The following is a 16536-nucleotide window of genomic DNA, read 5'->3' as shown; positions in this document are numbered from 1 at the left end:
ACAAGACTCCCGTTAGGAGGCGATTCTGTCCAGAGCCACGCGCAGATCATCGGGGTAGGGGCTGTCGAAGGACACGTAGTCACCGCTGCCGGGATGCTCGAAACCCAGTTTGACCGCGTGCAACCACTGGCGCTGCAGACCCAGCTCCGCAGCCAGTTTGGGATCAGCACCGTAGGTAAGGTCACCGCAGCACGGATGGCGCAGGGCGGAGAAGTGCACCCGGATCTGGTGGGTGCGTCCGGTCTCGAGGTGGACCTGCAGCAGGCTGGCGCGGCGGTGGGCCTCGAGCAGCTCATAGTGCGTCACCGAGTGACGGCCGTCGGTGCGCACCGCAAACCGGTAGTCATGCCCGGGGTGGCGTCCGATCGGAGCCTCGATAGTGCCCTCGTGCGGATCCGGCAGCCCCTGCACCAGCGTGTGGTAGGTCTTGTCGACCACCCGGTCACGGAACGCCTGCTTGAGCACGGTGTAGGCACGCTCCGACTTGGCCACGACCATCAGGCCGCTGGTGCCGACGTCGAGCCGTTGCACGATGCCCTGCCGCTCGGGAGCACCGGAGGTGGAGATTCGATAGCCGGCCGCTGCCAGGCCACCGACCACGGTGGGGCCGTTCCACCCGACACTGGGGTGGGCTGCCACATAGGCCGGCTTGTCGACAACCACGATCTCGGTGTCGTCATGGACGATGCGCATCCCCTCGACGGCCTCCGCACGCACCTGCAGCTCCTCGGGCTCGCGCACCGGCGGCAGGACGACCTCGACCCAGTCGCCGGCCTGGAGCCGGTCAGACTTGCCGACGCTGCGCCCCCCGATGGTCACGTGGCCCTCCCCCGCCAGATCGGCCACCCGGCTGCGTGAGAGGCCGAGCAGCCGCGCCAGACCGGCGTCGACCCGCTCGCCCTCGAGACCGTCGGGCACGTTGATCGTGCGGCTGCCGGTCATCGGCGTTCCTCGTCGGTATGCCGGGCGGCAGCGTCCGTCGTCCCGTCACCGGGCCGATCCGGACCGTTCTCGACGGCCTCGGTGTCGTCGACCTCGACGGCAGTCGCGACGTGGTCCTCGACGGCAGTCGCGCCGTCGTCCACACCGTCCCCGCGCGTGCCGTCCGGGTTGGTGCCGCGCAGCGCGAGCAGTCCGATGAGCACGGCGGCGGAGGTGATGCCGACGTCGGCGATGTTGAAGATCGGGAAGTTCGGCAGCATCAGGAAGTCGACGACGTGTCCCTTGCCAAAGCCTGGCTCACGGGTCAGTCGGTCGATGAGGTTGCCCAGGGCCCCACCCAGCAGCAGGCCGAGACCGATGGCCCAGCCGAGGCTGCCGAGGCGGCGGGCGTTCCAGACGATGACGCTGCAGACGGCCACCGCGAGGATGGTCAGCAGTCCGGTCGAGCCGGTGCCCATGGAGAACGCGGCACCCGGGTTGTAGGTCAGGTGGAACTGCAGGAGCTCGCCGATGAAGGGTCGGGTCGAGCCGTCCGAGAGGACGTCCTCGGCGATGGTCTTGGAGATCTGGTCGGCGCTCACCCAGACGGCGGCGATCGCCAGGACCAGCCAAAAGAGGGATCGTCGGTGAGGCCGGCCTGTGGTGGAGTTGGTGGCGTCGTCCCCGGCCTGGGAGGTCAGCGGCGCTCCTGCTTCTGCTTGCATGACAGGCATAGCGTCGCACGCGGGAAGGCCTGCAGCCGCATCTTGCCGATGGGATTGCCGCACGACTCACAGGTGCCGTAGGTTCCCTCCCCGATCCGTTCGAGGGCGTGCTCGATCTGCTCGAGCAGTTCCTTGGCGTTGTTGGTCAGCGACAACTCGTGCTCGCGCTCCCACGTGGCAGCCCCAGCATCGGCCTGGTCGTCGCCTGAACCCTCGCCGCTGTCGCGCATCAGCTCAGCCAGGTCAGCCTCGGCCTCATCGACCTCCGCCTGCAGGCGATCCCGGTCCTGCTCGAGCTCGGCCTGCACCTCGGCGATCTCGGCCGGGGTCCAAGGGTCCTCCTTCTCCAGGACCGGCAGGCCGGGCGTGCCACCCTGGCGCGTGGCGCGCTTGGTGGGGACCGCTGTCTTCCCGGTCGCCGCAGTAGCCGTCTTCTTCGCTGCGCCGGTGGCGGACGCGGCCTTCTGCGCTGCCGGAGCAGCGGCCTTCTTCGCGGTGTCCGAGGTGGTCGTGTTCGTGCGCGCCCCAGCGTCACCCTTGCCTGCCATGCGACCCCTTGTGTCTGAGTGTTCACAACCTCCCGAACGGGACGTGTGGGCCGAAGGATAGGGGCTGCACGTGGTGAATAACAAGCCTTTTGATGAACTCTCAGGCAACGACTCCCCACCCCGACGACGCGACCCCCGTGACGGTCAGTCCGTCACGGGGGTCGCGGGCGGGTCAGGCGAGAGGATGCTCCCGTGGCTGAGCCCGTTCAGTCAGTCACTGCAGGCGGTCGTCGATCCCGTCGCCATTGCGGTCCAGGAAGTCCATCTGGTCTGCCAGATAACCGCGCAACTTGGTGCGGTAGTCCGACTCGAAGGTCTTCAGCTCCTCGATCTGACCCGAGAGGCTGGACTGCCTGCTCTCCAGGTCGGTGAGGATGTTGGTGCGCTTGGTCTCGGCCTCGCCGATCAGGGAGTCGCGCTGCTGCGAGGCAGCGGCCACCACCCGGTCGTGCTCGCCCTGACCGGTGCTGATCAGCTCGTCGTGACGTGCCTGTCCCTCGTTGACCAACTTGTCGTGCTCGGCCTGGCCGGTGGCGACCAGCTCGTCGTGCTTCTCCTGACCCTCCCGGATCAGGTTCTGGGCCGTGGTGTCGGCCTCGGTGACGACGCGCTCGCGATACTCGTCGCCCTCGCTGATCAGGCGCTCCTTGGTCTCCTGCCCCTCGGCCACGTGCTGGTCGTGCAGACGCTGGGCCAGCTCGATGATCTTGGTGGGGTCCTCGGCCGGCACGCGCGCGACGGTTGCGCCGGCAGCGACGGCGCCCACGGCTGCGGCACCGGAGCCCGACCCGTCGCCCTGCTGGGCCTGGCTGACGTCCTGCTGGGCCTGGGCCTGGCTGACGGCCTGCTCGGCCTCGGAGACCTGCTGACGCAGCTCGGCCAGACGGGCCTCGGCTGCCTCGGCCTCACCGCGGGTGGACTCGACCTTCTGCTGCAGCTCGAGCAACTCGCCCTGCAGCCGGCCCTCCAGCTCCTCGTTGGCCTGGGACTCGGCCTCGCTGGCCTTGAGCCGGGCCGCCTCGACGCGACGCTCGGCGTCACCCTCGAACTCGTCGACCTCGGCGCGACGGCTGTCCAGCTGACCGGAGAGCTGCTCGATCTCGGCGACGAGCTGCTCGCGCTCGCGACGGACCTGCTCGAGCTGCTCCTCGTCCACGCTGGCCCCACCGGCAAAGGCGGCGGCGCTTCCGGCGTAACCCCCGTCATACTGACCAGAGCGGCAGTCATCCAACTGGCCGGTGAGGTCGTCCTGCTCGGCCAGGAGGCGACGCAGTTCGACGACAACCTCGTCCAGGAAGTCATCCACCTGGGTCTCGTCGTAACCCCGCCGCAAGTGGGTCGCACTGAAGCTCTTCTTGATGACGTCCTCGGGGGACAACGCCATGGGTTCACCTCGCTCTGGAGATCCGCGTGGAGCCCTTGCCTTCACGGCGCACGGGACCCACTTGGCACTAGCTCAACTGCAGTATCAGGGCACACCATAGCCCACCAAAGCCCGCTCGCCCCACCGCTGGAGCGAGTCTTACCCGCATCAGAACGGCAGGAGCGAGACGTAGCTGCGGGCGATGCTCACGCCCAGAATCAGCACGAGGAAGGCCAGGTCCAGGGCGACGCCGCCCAGACGCAGCGGCGGGATGAAACGACGCAGGAACCGGATCGGCGGATCGGTCAGGCTGTAGACCGTCTCGGCGACGATCAGCATGACGCCTGAGGGACGCCAGTCACGGGAGAAGACCTGCACCCAGTCCAGGATCAGTCGCACGATCAGGACCAGGAAGTACAGCGACAGCACCCAGGAGAGAATGTCGCCGATCATCGAGTGGCCTTCCTGTTCATCACGGTGCAGATACTACGTGGCGCGGGTGGAATGAACGACGTCGCCGACCCGCTGTGGGTCGGCGACGCCGTCGTGCGTATGTCGTGTGGTCGGCGCCGCGGCACCGGGCCAGCCCGGTGGGGCGCCGGGGCCTCAGCTCTGGTTGAACAGCGTCTGCTTGGGAGCGGCGGGCTCGGAGCCGTCGACCTCGATGTGGGACGGCGAGAGCAGGAACACCTTGTTGGTGACGCGCTCGATCGAGCCGCGCAGACCGAAGGCCAGCCCGGCGGCGAAGTCGACGATGCGCTTGGCGTCGGCGTCGTCCATGTCGGACAGGTTCATGATCACCGGGATGCCGCCACGGAAGGCCTCACCGATGTTCTTGGCCTCGTTGTAGGTGCGCGGGTGAATCGTGGTGATGCGGTTCATCGGCTCAACCTCCGCCTCGCGGACCACCCGGGCGACGGGGGTGCGCTTCTGCTCAGGGGCGACGGTGCGCTGCGGCAGCTGAGTGACCTCCGCCGTGCGGGCGCGCTCGGGCTCGGCGGCACGGGGACTCTCCCGCTCCGGCGTGCCCTCGGGCTCGTCGTAGTCATAGTCCTCATAGCGCTCATCGGTCTCGGCGAGTCCGAGATACTCCATGGTCTTGCGCAGCGCCCCAGCCATGTGTGTGAGCTCCTTGTGCGTCCGTGTGTGGTCGTTCCCGACGCTACCGGGGGTCTGGCCGTGATCCGAGGATTGCGGTGCCGACACGCAGGTGTGTCGCACCGGATCTGATCGCGATCTCCAGATCGCCGCTCATCCCCGCGGAGAGCACGGTCGCGTCGGGGTGGGTGTCGCGGACCCTGGCGCCGAGGTCGGTCAACCGTCCGAAGGCCGCGGTGGTCCCGGCTTCGCCCAGCCCGAACGGTGCCACCGCCATCAGACCTTTGAGGGTGAGGTGCTCGGTGAGCTCCACCTGGTCGGCCAGCGCCATCAGGTCGGCCGGCAGGATGCCCCCACGCCCCGCGTCCTCCCCCTCCCCCAGGTCGACCTGCAGGAGGACCGCCAACTTCTGGGGAGGTTCGGCAACGCCCTCCACCACTTCGTGGGGAGCTTCGGCACGCGCCGCGACGGCACGATCGAGGGCGCCGACCAGCTTGGCGCGGTCCACGGACTGGACGACGTCGGCATACCGCACGACGTGGCGGGCCTTGTTGGTCTGCAGCTGGCCGACGAAGTGGACGGTCAGCGCGGCCCGGGTCGCGGGGTCGAGCTCGGCGATCTTGGCGCCGGCCTCCTGGTCACGGTTCTCGCCGATGTCGGTCACACCGAGGTCGACGAGATGGCCGAGGTCGCTGACCGGGTGGAACTTGGTGACCACGATCAGCGTGACCGCACCAGGGTCGCGGCCCGCGTCGGCGCACGCCCGCGCGATCCGCTCACGCACCGCTGCCAGGTTGGTCTCGATCTCCTCGCGCCGGCTCATGCCTGTGAGGCTACCCGGGAGCAGCCCCACTCAGCTGGGCAGCCCGAGGGACTCCAGGTATGCCGTGGCGTCGGCGAGGGAGACCACCTCGGCATACTTCGCCTGCAGGTCATAGAGGGAGGCGTCGTGCACCGCGGACTCCCGGTCACCGACCCCTTCGCGCACCACCAGCGGGACAAAGCCGTGCTGGAGCGCGTCGACGGCGCTGGCCCGCACGCACCCGCTGGTACTCACCCCGAGGATCACGACCGTGTCGACGCCCAGGAACTGCAGCGTCGAGGCCAGGGTCGTGCCGAAGAAGGCGCTGGCGTACTGCTTGACCAGGACCGGCTCGCTCGGCAACGGAGCCACCTGGGGCATCGGCTCCCCCAGCTCGCTGTCGCCGATGAGCAGCCGCAGCGCCGGCACCTTGCGCAGGAAGACCCCGCCGTCCACCCCGTCCGGTCCGTAGCGGACCACGGTGTGCAGCACCGGGACCCCCGCCGCGCGGGCCACGGTGAGCAGCTCCGCGGCAGCGTGGAGGGAGTCGTCGTCGGGCAGACATAAGGGACTGCCCTCCTCGTAGTAGGCACGCATCATGTCGATCACGAGGAGGGCGGGCCGGGCGCCCGGGGCGAGGGAGCCCGCAAACCCCTGGGCAAAGCCCGGGGCGTCCTGGGCGTCCTCGTATGACGGCGAGGTCTCCTCTGTCACAGCGGCTTCGGGGCCGTGGGTGCGGGCAGCCCGGTCTCCTCGAGCGCGTTGGCCAGGATCGTCTCCAGGTCCGGGCCCTTGTCAAACAGCGGTCGCTCGCCGGATCGTCCGGAGCGGACCTGCTCACGCAGCGCGTCCGTCGCTTCGTGGTCGACGGCCCCTGCCTCGTCACAGACCACGCCGTAGCGACGTGCACCCTCGGCGGAGATCAGACCTCGCTTGACTTCCAGGGTCACCAGGTCGACCTCTCGCTCCAGCGGGTCGCCCCAGCCACCGCCGCCCCACGTGACGAAGTGCAGGACGTCGTCGCGGTGGACGTCCACGTCATGCACCTTGCTGGGCAGGACCTCCGTCGTGCCGTCCGCCCGCTCGATCCACTTGGTGCCGCGCGCACCGGGCTCGCCGCCCAGCACGCCCCACGGATAGGTCAGCCACCGGTCGTCGTGGATCGCGATGGTGCCCGGCTCGAGGAAGCGGTAGGTGACATCGACACCGTTGCCGCCACGGTGCAGGCCCGCACCGCCGGTGTCGGTGACGGTCTCCCAGCGGTCGATCCGCAGCGGATAATAGGACTCGAGGTACTCGCACGGGATGTTGACGAACGAGGGCCACAGCGAGTGACCGTCCGGGCCGTCGCCGACGGGGCGGCCGGGAATGCCTCCGAAGCCGATCGAGTAGAGCTGGAACCACTCCCCCTTGCGTTCACCATCGGAGTAGTTGCCCGAGTACATGAAGTGCGGCGAGGAGGAGAAGCCGGCACCGTTGAGCAGGTCCGGGTTGGACTGGCCGAGCAGGCCGCCGAAGAGGTCGAACAGCCGGCCGATGCCGTGGTTGCGGCCGTTGAGCGCCGCCGGATACTTCGGCTTCCAGAAGGACTCCTCGGGGATGTTGACGTCCACCAACGGGTAGTAGCCGTCGTTCCACAGGATCTGCGGGTCGGCCACCGTGATCATGTAGATGCCGAAGAACATCCGGATGAGGTTCTCGTTGATGTAGTAGTTGATCGGCCCCTCGGCCTGGGGGCTGCTGCCGTCCAGGTCGATGAGCACCTTGTCACCGGTGCGGGTGATCGTCATGACCAGCTCGAACGGGCCGTTGCCCCGCCCGTCGTCATCGATGTAGTCGGTGAACGACAGCGGCTTGCCCTCCTCGAAGACCAGCGCCAGCAGCGTCTTCATCGCCCGGTAGTTGCGGTCCAGCAACGCATCTAAGGCCGAGGTGTAGGTGTCCGCGCCGAACCGGGTGCACATCTCCTGCACCCGCCGCGAGGCGGTGCGGCAGGCGGCGACGATCCCGTTGAGGTCCGCGCGGTTCCAGTCCGGCTTGCGCACCTGGTTGAGGATGATCCGCAGCGCGTCCTCGTCGAGGACGCCCTTCTTGTAGAGCTTGAAGGGCGGGATGACCACACCCTCCTCGAAGATCGTCCGGGCGTCGGTCGGCATCGAGGCGGGCGTCTTGCCGCCGACGTCCGACATGTGCCCGAACTGGGAGGCCCAGCCCACGATCCGACCCTCGAAGTAGATCGGCATGACGACCAGCCAGTCGTTGGCGTGGCTGATCGCGGCGCCGCACGAGTAGGGGTCGGACGTCAAGAGGACGTCACCCTCCTCGATGGTGCCCTCGAAGTTGGCGAGGAAGTCGGGGATGGACAGACCGAACTGGCCCACCACCATCTTGCCCTCGGGGTCACCGATCAGCGGGAACTCGTCGTGCTGCTCGCGGATGCCCGGTGACAGGGCGGTGCGGAACAGCACCTCGTCCATCTCGTAGCGGGCGCTGCGCAGCCCGTTCTCGATGAGGTCGAGCGTGATGACGTCGACCTCGACCGTGCCGAAGTCCTCAGTGTTTGTCTGCAGCAGTTCAGCCATGGGTCAGTCCTTCGAACCAGAGTCGGCGGGGGCGTCGGTGCGGATGTCGGTCGGGCGGATGAGGAGGCTGCCACTGGCGTGCACGGTGGCGGTGTGACCGGGCAGGACGAGCGTCGTGGAGTCCATTTCGGCGACGATGGCCGGTCCGGTCAGGACGTTGCCGGCCAGCAGCTTGTGCCGGTCATAGATGGTGGCCTCGATCTGCTCGCCCTCGAACCACAACGGGTGGGTGCGCCGGATCGCGCCGGAGGGATCCTCGCCACCCTCGGCCAGGACGGTGGCGGCCACCTCGGGGCGGGGCCCGCTGACCGTGGCGCGCACCGTCACCAGCTCGTGCTCGTTGGTGAGCAGGAAGTTGAACAGCCGGTCGTGCTCGGCGTCGAAGGCCGCGCGCAGCGTGTCGAGGGCGGAGCCCTCCAGATCGCTCGCCTCGATGGTGACCGGGATCTCGAAGCCCTGACCGTGATAGCGCAGGTCCACCGAGTAGGTGACGGTCAGGTCGTCCTCGCTCAGGCCGGACTCCAGGAGCGACTCCCGGGCGGTGCTGGCCAGGCCGTGGAGCAGGTCGCGCACCTGCTCGTCGGTGAGCTCGCCGAACCGGCGGATCAGGGTCTGCACCGACTGGTCCCGCATCGTCGTCGTGGCGTCGCCGTAGGCGGCGAGGACACCGGGTGACGGCGGGATGATGACCGGCCAGGCACCGGTGAGGATCCCCAGGGCGTTGGCGTGCAGCGGACCGGCGCCACCGAAGGCCATCAGCGCGAAGTCGCGCGGGTCGAAACCCTGCTGGGTGGAGACCAGCTTCAGCGCCCCGAAGATGTTTTCGTTGACGATGTCGTAGATGCCCTCGGCAGCGGCCTGCACCGACGGCAGCCCGGTCGCGTCGGCGATCGTCTGCACGGCGGTGTGGGCGGCGTCGACATCGAGGGTGATCTCTCCACCGGCGAGCGCGGGGGGCAGATAGCCGAGCACCACGTCGGCGTCCGTCACCGTGGGCTCGGCACCGCCCTGTCCGTATGACGCGGGGCCGGGGACCGCTCCGGCCGACTGGGGGCCGACCCGCAGGGCCTGGGTGAGCTGCGGCACGTGGGCGATGGAGCCCCCGCCGGCGCCGACGGTGCGCACGTCCAGGGAGGTGGCCCGCACCGTGAGGTCGCCGACGGTGGTCTCCCGACCCACCCGCGGCGTCAGCCCCTGCACCAGGGCGACGTCGGTGGAGGTCCCTCCCATGTCAAAGGTCAGGATGTCGGAGAAGCCGGCCTGCTCGGCCACCCAGGCGGCACCGGTCACCCCACCCGCCGGTCCGGAGAGCAGCAGGGAGACGGGGCTGTCGGCGGCGATGCCGGCCGAGACCAGACCGCCGTCGCTGCGCAGGATCGACAGGTCGGCGTCGAGGCCGGAGCCGTGCAGCTGGCGCTCCAGGTTGCCGACATAGCGAAGGACCTGCCCCTGCACATAGGCGTTGGCCACGGTGGTGAGCGTGCGCTCATACTCCCGCAGCTCGGGCAGGACCGCCGAGGAGCGGGAGACCGGGATGTCACCGAGCACCTCCGCGGCGATCTCGGCCACCCGGACCTCGTGCGCGTCATTGGCGTAGGCGTTGATGAAGCTGATGCTCAGCGCCTCGATGCCCTGGTCCCGCAACGTGGCCAGCTGGGCCCGGACGTCGTCCTCGTCCAGCACCGTGACGACCTCGCCGTTGCTGCCGATGCGCTCGGTGACCTCGACGGTGTCCTCCAGCGCGGCCAGCGGCTCGGGCTTGGGCCAGATGATCCAGCCGGCCAGACCGCCGGGGACGAACGAGCGGGCGATCTGCAGGATCTGCCGGAATCCGCGGGTGGTCACCAGACCGACCCGGGCGCCCTTCTTCTCCAGGATCGCGTTGGTCGCCACCGTCGTGCCGTGCAGCACCTCACGGACCTGGTCGGTGCTCACCCCGGCCGAGCGGCATACGGCCTCGATCCCCCGCAGCACCCCGATGGACTGGTCCTCGGGTGTGGAGGAGGTCTTTTCTCGGAACGTCTCCCCCGTCTCCTCGTTGATGAGCAAGATGTCGGTGAAGGTGCCACCGACGTCCACGCCGAGCCGAAAGGTCATGGGTCCTCCTGGAGGGAGCGCCGGGGCGCCACGGATACGTCGTTGTGTCACGGGTTGTCGACTGCTGCTCAACACTGGCATGCCGACAGGGACACGTCAAGAGGTCTGCATGCAATCCATCCACATTGCGTCGTCCAGGGTTGCGAGAGTGCGCTATTTCTGCGAGATTGCATACAACTGGAGTCCTGCGCGACCCTCCCTTTCACCCACCAGGAGTGCTCACTGTGACGACACCAGCGCCACCGCGGTCCGCCGGCCCGTCCACCAGCACCGCCGACACCGACCGCGCGGACGGCACCCCCGGCGCCGACCCGACCACCAGCGCCGAAGGCACCACCGGCGGCCCCCTTCAGGGGCTGCGGGTGGTCGAGGTCGGGCAGCTGCTGGCCGGGCCGTTCTGCGGTCAGCTGCTCGGTGACCTCGGTGCCGACGTGGTCAAGATCGAGGACCCCTCGCGCGGTGACCCGTTGCGCATGTGGGGCCGGCAGCGCCCCAAGGACCAGTCGCTGTGGTGGTCGATCGTGGGGCGCAACAAGCGCTCGGTGACGCTCAACCTGCGCGAGCCCGAGGGCCAGGACCTCGCCCGGGCACTCATCGCCGAGGCCGACATCCTCGTCGAGAACTTCCGTCCCGGGACGATGGAGCGCTGGGGCCTGGGCTACGAGGCGCTGCGCGAGCTCAACCCCGGCCTGGTCATGGTGCGCGTCTCCGGGTTCGGGCAGGACGGTCCGTATGCCGCCCGCCCCGGCTATGGCGCGATCGGCGAGGCCATGGGTGGGTTGCGTTATGTCGTCGGGGACCCCAGCACGCCCCCGTCCCGGATGGGCATCTCGATCGGAGACACCCTGGCCGCCATGTTCGCCACGATCGGCGCGCTGGCTGCCCTGCGCGAGCGCGACGTCAGCGGCCGCGGTCAGATCGTCGACTCCGCCATCTACGAGGCGGTGCTCGGGGTCATGGAGTCGCTGATCCCGGAGTGGCAGCTCACCGGCTATCAGCGCGAGCGCACCGGTGCGGTGCTGCCCAATATCGCACCGAGCAACATCTATCCGACCCGCGATGGGACCTGGATGCTCATCGCCGCCAACCAGGACACCGTCTTCGGCCGACTCGCCGCGGCGATCGGGCAGCCCGAGCTGGCCACCGACGAGCGCTATGCCACCCACGTGGCCCGCGGTGACCGGCAGGTCGAACTGGACAACCTCATCGCCGAGTTCACAGTTACCCAGGGGGTGGAGGAGCTGGAGGCGTTGCTGATCGAGCATGCGGTGCCGCACGGCAAGATCTTCCGGCCGGTCGAGATGCTGGCCGACCCTCACTTCCAGGCCCGCGAGACGATCACGACCGTCCCGCACCCGGTGCTGGGCGACGTGCAGATGCAGAACGTCTTCCCGCGCCTGTCCCGCACCACCGGCACGGTGCGCTGGCCCGGTCCGGAGCTCGGCGCACATACCGCCGAGGTGCTCGCCGAGGTCGGGGTGGACGAGACGCGCCTGGCGCAGCTGCGCGAGCGCGGACTGGCCTGAGGGCGACATGACAGACACTGCAGCCACGACCACGAACGCAGCAACTCCGACCACGGACCCCGCCGCTTCGACCACGGATCCAGCAACCACCACCACCGACTCCGGACGTCAGTCGCTGGGACTACCGGAGGCGGTGAGACTCGTCGAGGTCGGCCTGCGCGACGGCCTGCAGGCGGTGCCCGAGCCACTGCGCACCGAGGACAAGGTCGAGCTGGTCACTCTGCTCATCGCGGCGGGCCTCACGGAGATCGAGGCGGTCTCCTTCGCCCACCCCAAGGTGCTCCCCCAGCTGGCCGACGCCGCTGAGGTGATGGCGACCGTCCCCCGGCCCGCAGGCGTGCGCTATCGGGGTCTGGCACCGAATCTGCGCGGGGCGCAGCGCGCGGCGGAGTGCGGCCTGGACGAAGTGGTCGTCGTGGTCTCGGCCGACGACGAGGTCAGCCGGCGCAACCAGGGCCGGGGCACCGCGGAGCTGGTCGCCGAGCTGCCAGAGGTCGCCCGTGTCGTGCAGTCCTCAGGTGCCCAGTTGGTCGTGGCGGTGGCCTGCTCCTTCTTCGCGCCAGCCCGCGGCCCGGTGCCGCGCGCCGAGCGCGAGCTCGTGGTGGACGCGGCGGTGGACGCCGGCGCCGACGGGATCTATCTGGCCTGCACCTCCGGCCAGGAGCACCCCGGCGAGGTGCACCTCGGGGTCACGCAGACCCTGGCGCGTCACCCGGGGCTGCCGGTCGGGGTCCACCTGCACAACCGCAACGGTCTGGCGCCGGCCAACGCGCTGGCCGCGGTGCAGGCCGGGGCCAGCTGGCTCGAGGGTTCCTTCGCCGGGCTGGGCGGTGACCTGTGGTTCCCCGGCGACCCGACCGTGCTGGGCAACGCCCCCATGGAAGACCTGATCCACCTCTTTGACAGCGTGGGGGTGCGCACCGGCATCGACCTGGCGGCCTACCTGCGCGTGGTGGAGCGCAGTGTCGAACTGACTGGCATAGCATCCACCTCATTCGTCACCCGCGGCGGCAGCCGCGCTGACCTGGCCACGGCCCGCTGGCCGGGCTGACCGACATACTCGACCTTCACGCAGGGGGACCGATGGGGCACCGGAATCCGGCCGAGGCGAGCGAACCAGCCTCCGGGGACGTCTCCGACAGGGTGTATGCCGAGCTGCTCGCCCGGATCTCCGAGGGCGGGTTCTCGGCGGGTGAGCGTCTCTATGAGCAGGCGCTGGCCCAGGACCTGGGTGTCAGCCGCACCCCGGTGCGCGACGCGCTGAAACGGCTGGCCGCCGAGGGGCTGGTCGACATCACCCCCAACAAGGGCGCCCAGCTCGTCTCCTTCACCGCCGAGGACGCCCTCGCGCTCTACGAGTTGCGGGCGCAGTTCGAGCCGGTCGCCTGCCGGCTCGCAGTGCCGCGCCTGGCGGAGGCGGACCTGGCCGAGCTCGAGGAGCTGGACGCCCGGATGCAGGAGATCGTCACCCAAGGGCGTGACCCGGCCGAGCTGACCGGTCTGAACAACGCCTTCCACGCGATCTTCGTCGAGCGGTGCGGCAACCGGCACCTGTCCATCGCCCTCCAGGCGCTGTTCCGCCCCGCGGTGGTGACCCGCACCTTCCGGCAGTACAGCCCCCGCTCGCTGGAGCGGTCGATGCAGGCTCACCAGCAGCTGGTCGAGGCGGCCCGCGCGGGGGACGGTGAATGGGCGGAAGCCGTGATGCGCTCGCACGTGCTGTCCGCCAAGCACGCGACCGTGACGTAACTCCACTGCCCGGACAGGTTGGTCGGTGCTCGACCGACCCAACCCTGGTGGTCTGTGCTCGACCGACCCAACCCTGGTGGTCGGTGCTCGTCAGACCCGACCCGCTGCTCAGTCGGCGAACAGGTCGCTCTCCCGCGCCAGGACCTCAAAACTGTCCAGGCGCTGCTGCACCTAGGCGGGCTCGGCATCGCACATCCTGGACAGCAGGACGCTGCACAGCACCATGGCGGCGCTCAGGGGGTCGCAGACCAGGTGTCTGCCCACGCCATCCGAGAGCACGTGGCCGCTTGGGCTGCGATCTGCTTGAGACGGGAGTCGCTGATCGTCACGATCCCCACCCCGCTGACCAGCGGAGAGTTCCTCTATTGGGAGGGTGGGTCCGTCGATATTCGCGGAATGTATCGATCCGCACATCAACGGTCAAGACGTTTCTTGACATTTACGCAGGGTCTCTCACCTAGGGCGTCACGTGGGGCCTGCGCAAGGGATTGACCGGGGTTCGTTGTGCCGCTATACATATCCCATCGCGGGCATGTCTACCCCGGACACCCCTGCCCCGACGGCCCACCTCCCGGCCCCCGCCGGGATGGGCCGCGACCCCACCACGGGGAGCAGCTCCCCGGCAAGGAGATACACCGAAGTATGTCCAGACTCTTGCGCTCCAAGGCTCTCGGAGGGGTGACCGCCCTGACATGCGGGGCCGCCCTTGTCGTGACTGCCTCCTTCTCCGTGCCGGTAGCTGTCGGCACCGAGAATCTCCCCGACCTCATGCGCGAAGCGGATGAGACCGTCAGCATCGTCGAGGTGGTTGTGGCCGACACCGCCGAACTCGACCGACTGGTGGAAACCGGTGCTGACCTTGACCATGCCGTGCACGTCAATGACGACGGCACCCTGACGGCCCACGTGGTCGCCAGTCCCTCCGAGGAGCTGTCCCTGACCGCCCGGGGTTTCACTCTCGCCTCGACGGTTCACGACGAGGGCGACACCGAGGCAGCCTTGGCCGAGCGCGACGCGACGATCGCCACCGCACGCGCGGAGAACCAGGCCTTTGCCGTTGCGGCCGCCTCGACCTCGGTGTCCGACGTCAAGGTGATCCGGGCCGACTACTACACCTCGTTCGGCCAGGGTTACCTGTCCGTGGAGGCCAAGTTCGCCAACGGTCAGAACGTCAACTCGGCCTTGGTCGTCGAGCGTGACAGCGGCGCCGGCACCGAGATCGGCTCGGGCGGCACGCAGAACATCTCCCGCTTCGTCGACGCGGGCGAGTACCTGTACCACCGCGGATCAGCGACCGTGGCCACGCGACCGGACCAGATCCGGGTCACCAGCCCCACGGGTGACACGGTCATCGCCACGGTCAACGACTGGTTGCCGATCGACGGTGACGACGTCTACGGCCCGAACTACGAGACCGACTTCATCAACTCCTACCTGACGCCCACCGAGCTCTATGAGCGGATCCACTCCCTCGCTGCGGAGTTCCCGGAGATCGCCGAGATCGTCGAGCTGCCCTACCAGACCAACGGCTATCGCCGCGCGGCTCAGGCACTGCTGGGCAACAGCAACGCCAACCGAGTGGGCATCGACTCACACGCCTGGGGCCACGAGGGCGGCAACGACCTGTCGGTCGAGACTGTCAACCCGGGCACGCCGAACTCTCCGCTGAGCGTCGCCGTCAACGGCTCGGTCATCACCGTGTCGTTGGCCACGGACGCGAACGGCACCGCGACGAGCACCGCCCGGCAGGTGGTGGACGCGATCAACGCCTCACCGGCAGCAGGCGAGCTGGTTGTGGCCTACACCTACCGCGGCAATGTGGGCAGCGGTGTCGTGCCGGCCACCTCGGCTGCCCTCACCGACGGACTATCAGCACCGAACTCCGTCTCCCGGGATCCTCACCCGGTCTACGCCATCCGCATCGGCAAGCAGCGCGACGGGTCCCAGACGGGTGTCCTGGCCTACGCCCAGGAGCACGCCCGCGAGTGGGTCCCGCCGCTGGTGAGCATCGAGGCAGCTGAGCGCCTCCTGCGTAACTACCAGCACGACGGACGCACCAAGCAGATGGTCAACAACCTGGACATCTGGATCGTCCCGTCGGTCAACCCCGACGGCGGGCACTACTCGTTCTACGACTTCGCCTCGCAGCGCAAGAACATGACCAACCACTGCGATGTCACCGGCAACGCGGACTTCTCAGCCCGCAACACCTGGGGCGTGGACAACAACCGCAACTACGACGTCTACAGCCTGTTCGACGGCTACAACGGTGCGAGCAGCAGCTGCACCAGTGGCACCTATGCGGGCCCCTCGGAGCTGAGCGAGCCGGAGAACCGCAACATCGACTGGATCGCGGGAACCAACCCCAACATCAAGTTCGCGATGAACCTGCACAGCTCTGGCAACTACTTCATGTGGTCTCCGGGTGCCTACATCACCCCCGGACGCATCTCGGCACCGCGCCCCTCCCTGGAGGACGAGTCCTACTTCTGGGGCGCCTCCTCTCGGATTCTCACCGAGATCAAGCGTCACCGCGGGCTGTCGGTCACCCCGGCGCGCACCGGCCCCATCTCGGATGTGCTGTACTCGGCGGCCGGCAACTCCGGTGACATGCTCTGGTACAAGTACGGGATCTACGCCTGGAACTTCGAGGTCGGAACGACGTTCCAGCCCCCGTTCAGCAACGAGAACCCCACTGGTGCCTCTGCTCACGCGGAGTCGCAGGAGTTCGCCAACGGGCTCGTCGAGCTCTTCCGGGTCGCTTACGACTTCGACAAGGACAAGAAGAAGCCGTCCAGCTCGGTCGTGACCTCGAGCAGCAGCGAGGCGGGCATGGTTGACCTGATGTTCGAGGTCTCCGAGCCGGCATCGGTCTTCTACACCCTCGACGGTTCAGCGCCGACCTACGAGTCTGCGATGTATGCCTCCGCCGGCCTCCGCGAGGACGGTGAGACGCTCACCGTCCCCAAGGGCACGAAGGTCCACTGGTTCTCGGTCGACGCCGCCGGCAATGTCGAGAAGAACTACCGCCCTGACGGCAACGGCAAGAACTACAACAAGACCACCATCAAGTAGCACCACAGCACGTAGCACCACAGCAGATCTGGACCGGCCGCGACGATCCT

General features: G+C 68.6%; 14 protein-coding genes. 4 read left to right on the top strand and 10 right to left on the bottom strand.

What is annotated here, in order from left to right; translation table 11 throughout:
* Window positions 1-12 precede the first annotated feature (12 nt).
* The 10 genes from FNH13_RS08205 to FNH13_RS08160 form a co-directional block, all read right to left on the bottom strand.
* Window positions 13-942: an RluA family pseudouridine synthase gene (locus FNH13_RS08205; protein ID WP_143783003.1), complete on the bottom strand. Its 930-nt coding sequence runs from the start codon at window positions 940-942 to the stop codon at window positions 13-15.
* A complete protein-coding gene (gene lspA / locus FNH13_RS08200) occupies window positions 939-1646 on the bottom strand; it encodes a signal peptidase II (RefSeq protein ID WP_228266654.1) in 708 nt (235 codons plus the stop codon). The genes FNH13_RS08205 and lspA overlap by 4 nt, the downstream gene beginning before the upstream one ends.
* The gene (locus FNH13_RS08195; RefSeq protein ID WP_143783002.1) at window positions 1619-2194 is read right to left on the bottom strand and encodes a TraR/DksA family transcriptional regulator; all 576 of its coding nucleotides are present in this window, start codon (window positions 2192-2194) and stop codon (window positions 1619-1621) included. Before FNH13_RS08195 ends, lspA begins: the two co-directional genes overlap by 28 nt.
* A gap of 214 nt (window positions 2195-2408) precedes the next feature.
* Window positions 2409-3578 carry a DivIVA domain-containing protein gene (locus FNH13_RS08190; RefSeq protein ID WP_143783001.1) on the bottom strand — a complete coding sequence of 390 codons (1170 nt, stop codon included), beginning with the start codon at window positions 3576-3578 and terminating at the stop codon, window positions 2409-2411.
* A gap of 147 nt (window positions 3579-3725) precedes the next feature.
* Window positions 3726-4010: a YggT family protein gene (locus tag FNH13_RS08185; protein ID WP_143783000.1), complete on the bottom strand. Its 285-nt coding sequence runs from the start codon at window positions 4008-4010 to the stop codon at window positions 3726-3728.
* Window positions 4011-4163: 153 nt separating this feature from the next.
* Entirely contained in the window at window positions 4164-4676 is a 513-nt protein-coding gene (locus FNH13_RS08180; RefSeq protein ID WP_143782999.1) for a cell division protein SepF, read from the bottom strand.
* A 43-nt stretch (window positions 4677-4719) separates the two neighbouring features.
* A complete protein-coding gene (locus tag FNH13_RS08175; protein WP_143782998.1) occupies window positions 4720-5478 on the bottom strand; it encodes a YggS family pyridoxal phosphate-dependent enzyme in 759 nt (252 codons plus the stop codon).
* Window positions 5479-5508: 30 nt separating this feature from the next.
* A complete protein-coding gene (locus tag FNH13_RS08170; RefSeq protein WP_228266653.1) occupies window positions 5509-6171 on the bottom strand; it encodes an isochorismatase family protein in 663 nt (220 codons plus the stop codon).
* Window positions 6168-8039: a hydantoinase B/oxoprolinase family protein gene (locus FNH13_RS08165; protein WP_143782997.1), complete on the bottom strand. Its 1872-nt coding sequence runs from the start codon at window positions 8037-8039 to the stop codon at window positions 6168-6170. The genes FNH13_RS08170 and FNH13_RS08165 overlap by 4 nt, the downstream gene beginning before the upstream one ends.
* A 3-nt stretch (window positions 8040-8042) precedes the next feature.
* The gene (locus FNH13_RS08160; protein ID WP_143782996.1) at window positions 8043-10136 is read right to left on the bottom strand and encodes a hydantoinase/oxoprolinase family protein; all 2094 of its coding nucleotides are present in this window, start codon (window positions 10134-10136) and stop codon (window positions 8043-8045) included.
* 224 nt (window positions 10137-10360) lie between these two features.
* Between FNH13_RS08160 and FNH13_RS08155 the strand changes: the two genes are divergently transcribed.
* The 4 genes from FNH13_RS08155 to FNH13_RS08140 all read left to right on the top strand — a co-directional run bounded on the left by FNH13_RS08155 (window position 10361) and on the right by FNH13_RS08140 (window position 16486).
* Window positions 10361-11662, top strand: a complete 1302-nt coding sequence (locus FNH13_RS08155; RefSeq protein ID WP_143782995.1) for a CaiB/BaiF CoA transferase family protein — start codon at window positions 10361-10363, stop codon at window positions 11660-11662.
* 7 nt (window positions 11663-11669) lie between these two features.
* Complete coding sequence (locus FNH13_RS08150; protein WP_143782994.1) at window positions 11670-12713, top strand: beta/alpha barrel domain-containing protein; 1044 nt, start codon at window positions 11670-11672, stop codon at window positions 12711-12713.
* Between the two features lie 32 nt (window positions 12714-12745).
* Window positions 12746-13411 carry a GntR family transcriptional regulator gene (locus FNH13_RS08145; protein WP_143782993.1) on the top strand — a complete coding sequence of 222 codons (666 nt, stop codon included), beginning with the start codon at window positions 12746-12748 and terminating at the stop codon, window positions 13409-13411.
* A 642-nt stretch (window positions 13412-14053) separates the two neighbouring features.
* Window positions 14054-16486 carry a M14 family metallopeptidase gene (locus tag FNH13_RS08140; protein WP_143782992.1) on the top strand — a complete coding sequence of 811 codons (2433 nt, stop codon included), beginning with the start codon at window positions 14054-14056 and terminating at the stop codon, window positions 16484-16486.
* Window positions 16487-16536: the final 50 nt, after the last annotated feature.

It is taken from the genome of Ornithinimicrobium ciconiae (assembly GCF_007197575.1).
Taxonomy (GTDB): Bacteria; Actinomycetota; Actinomycetes; order Actinomycetales; family Dermatophilaceae; genus Ornithinicoccus; species Ornithinicoccus ciconiae.
This window is presented reverse-complemented; position numbering and strand designations above follow the sequence as displayed.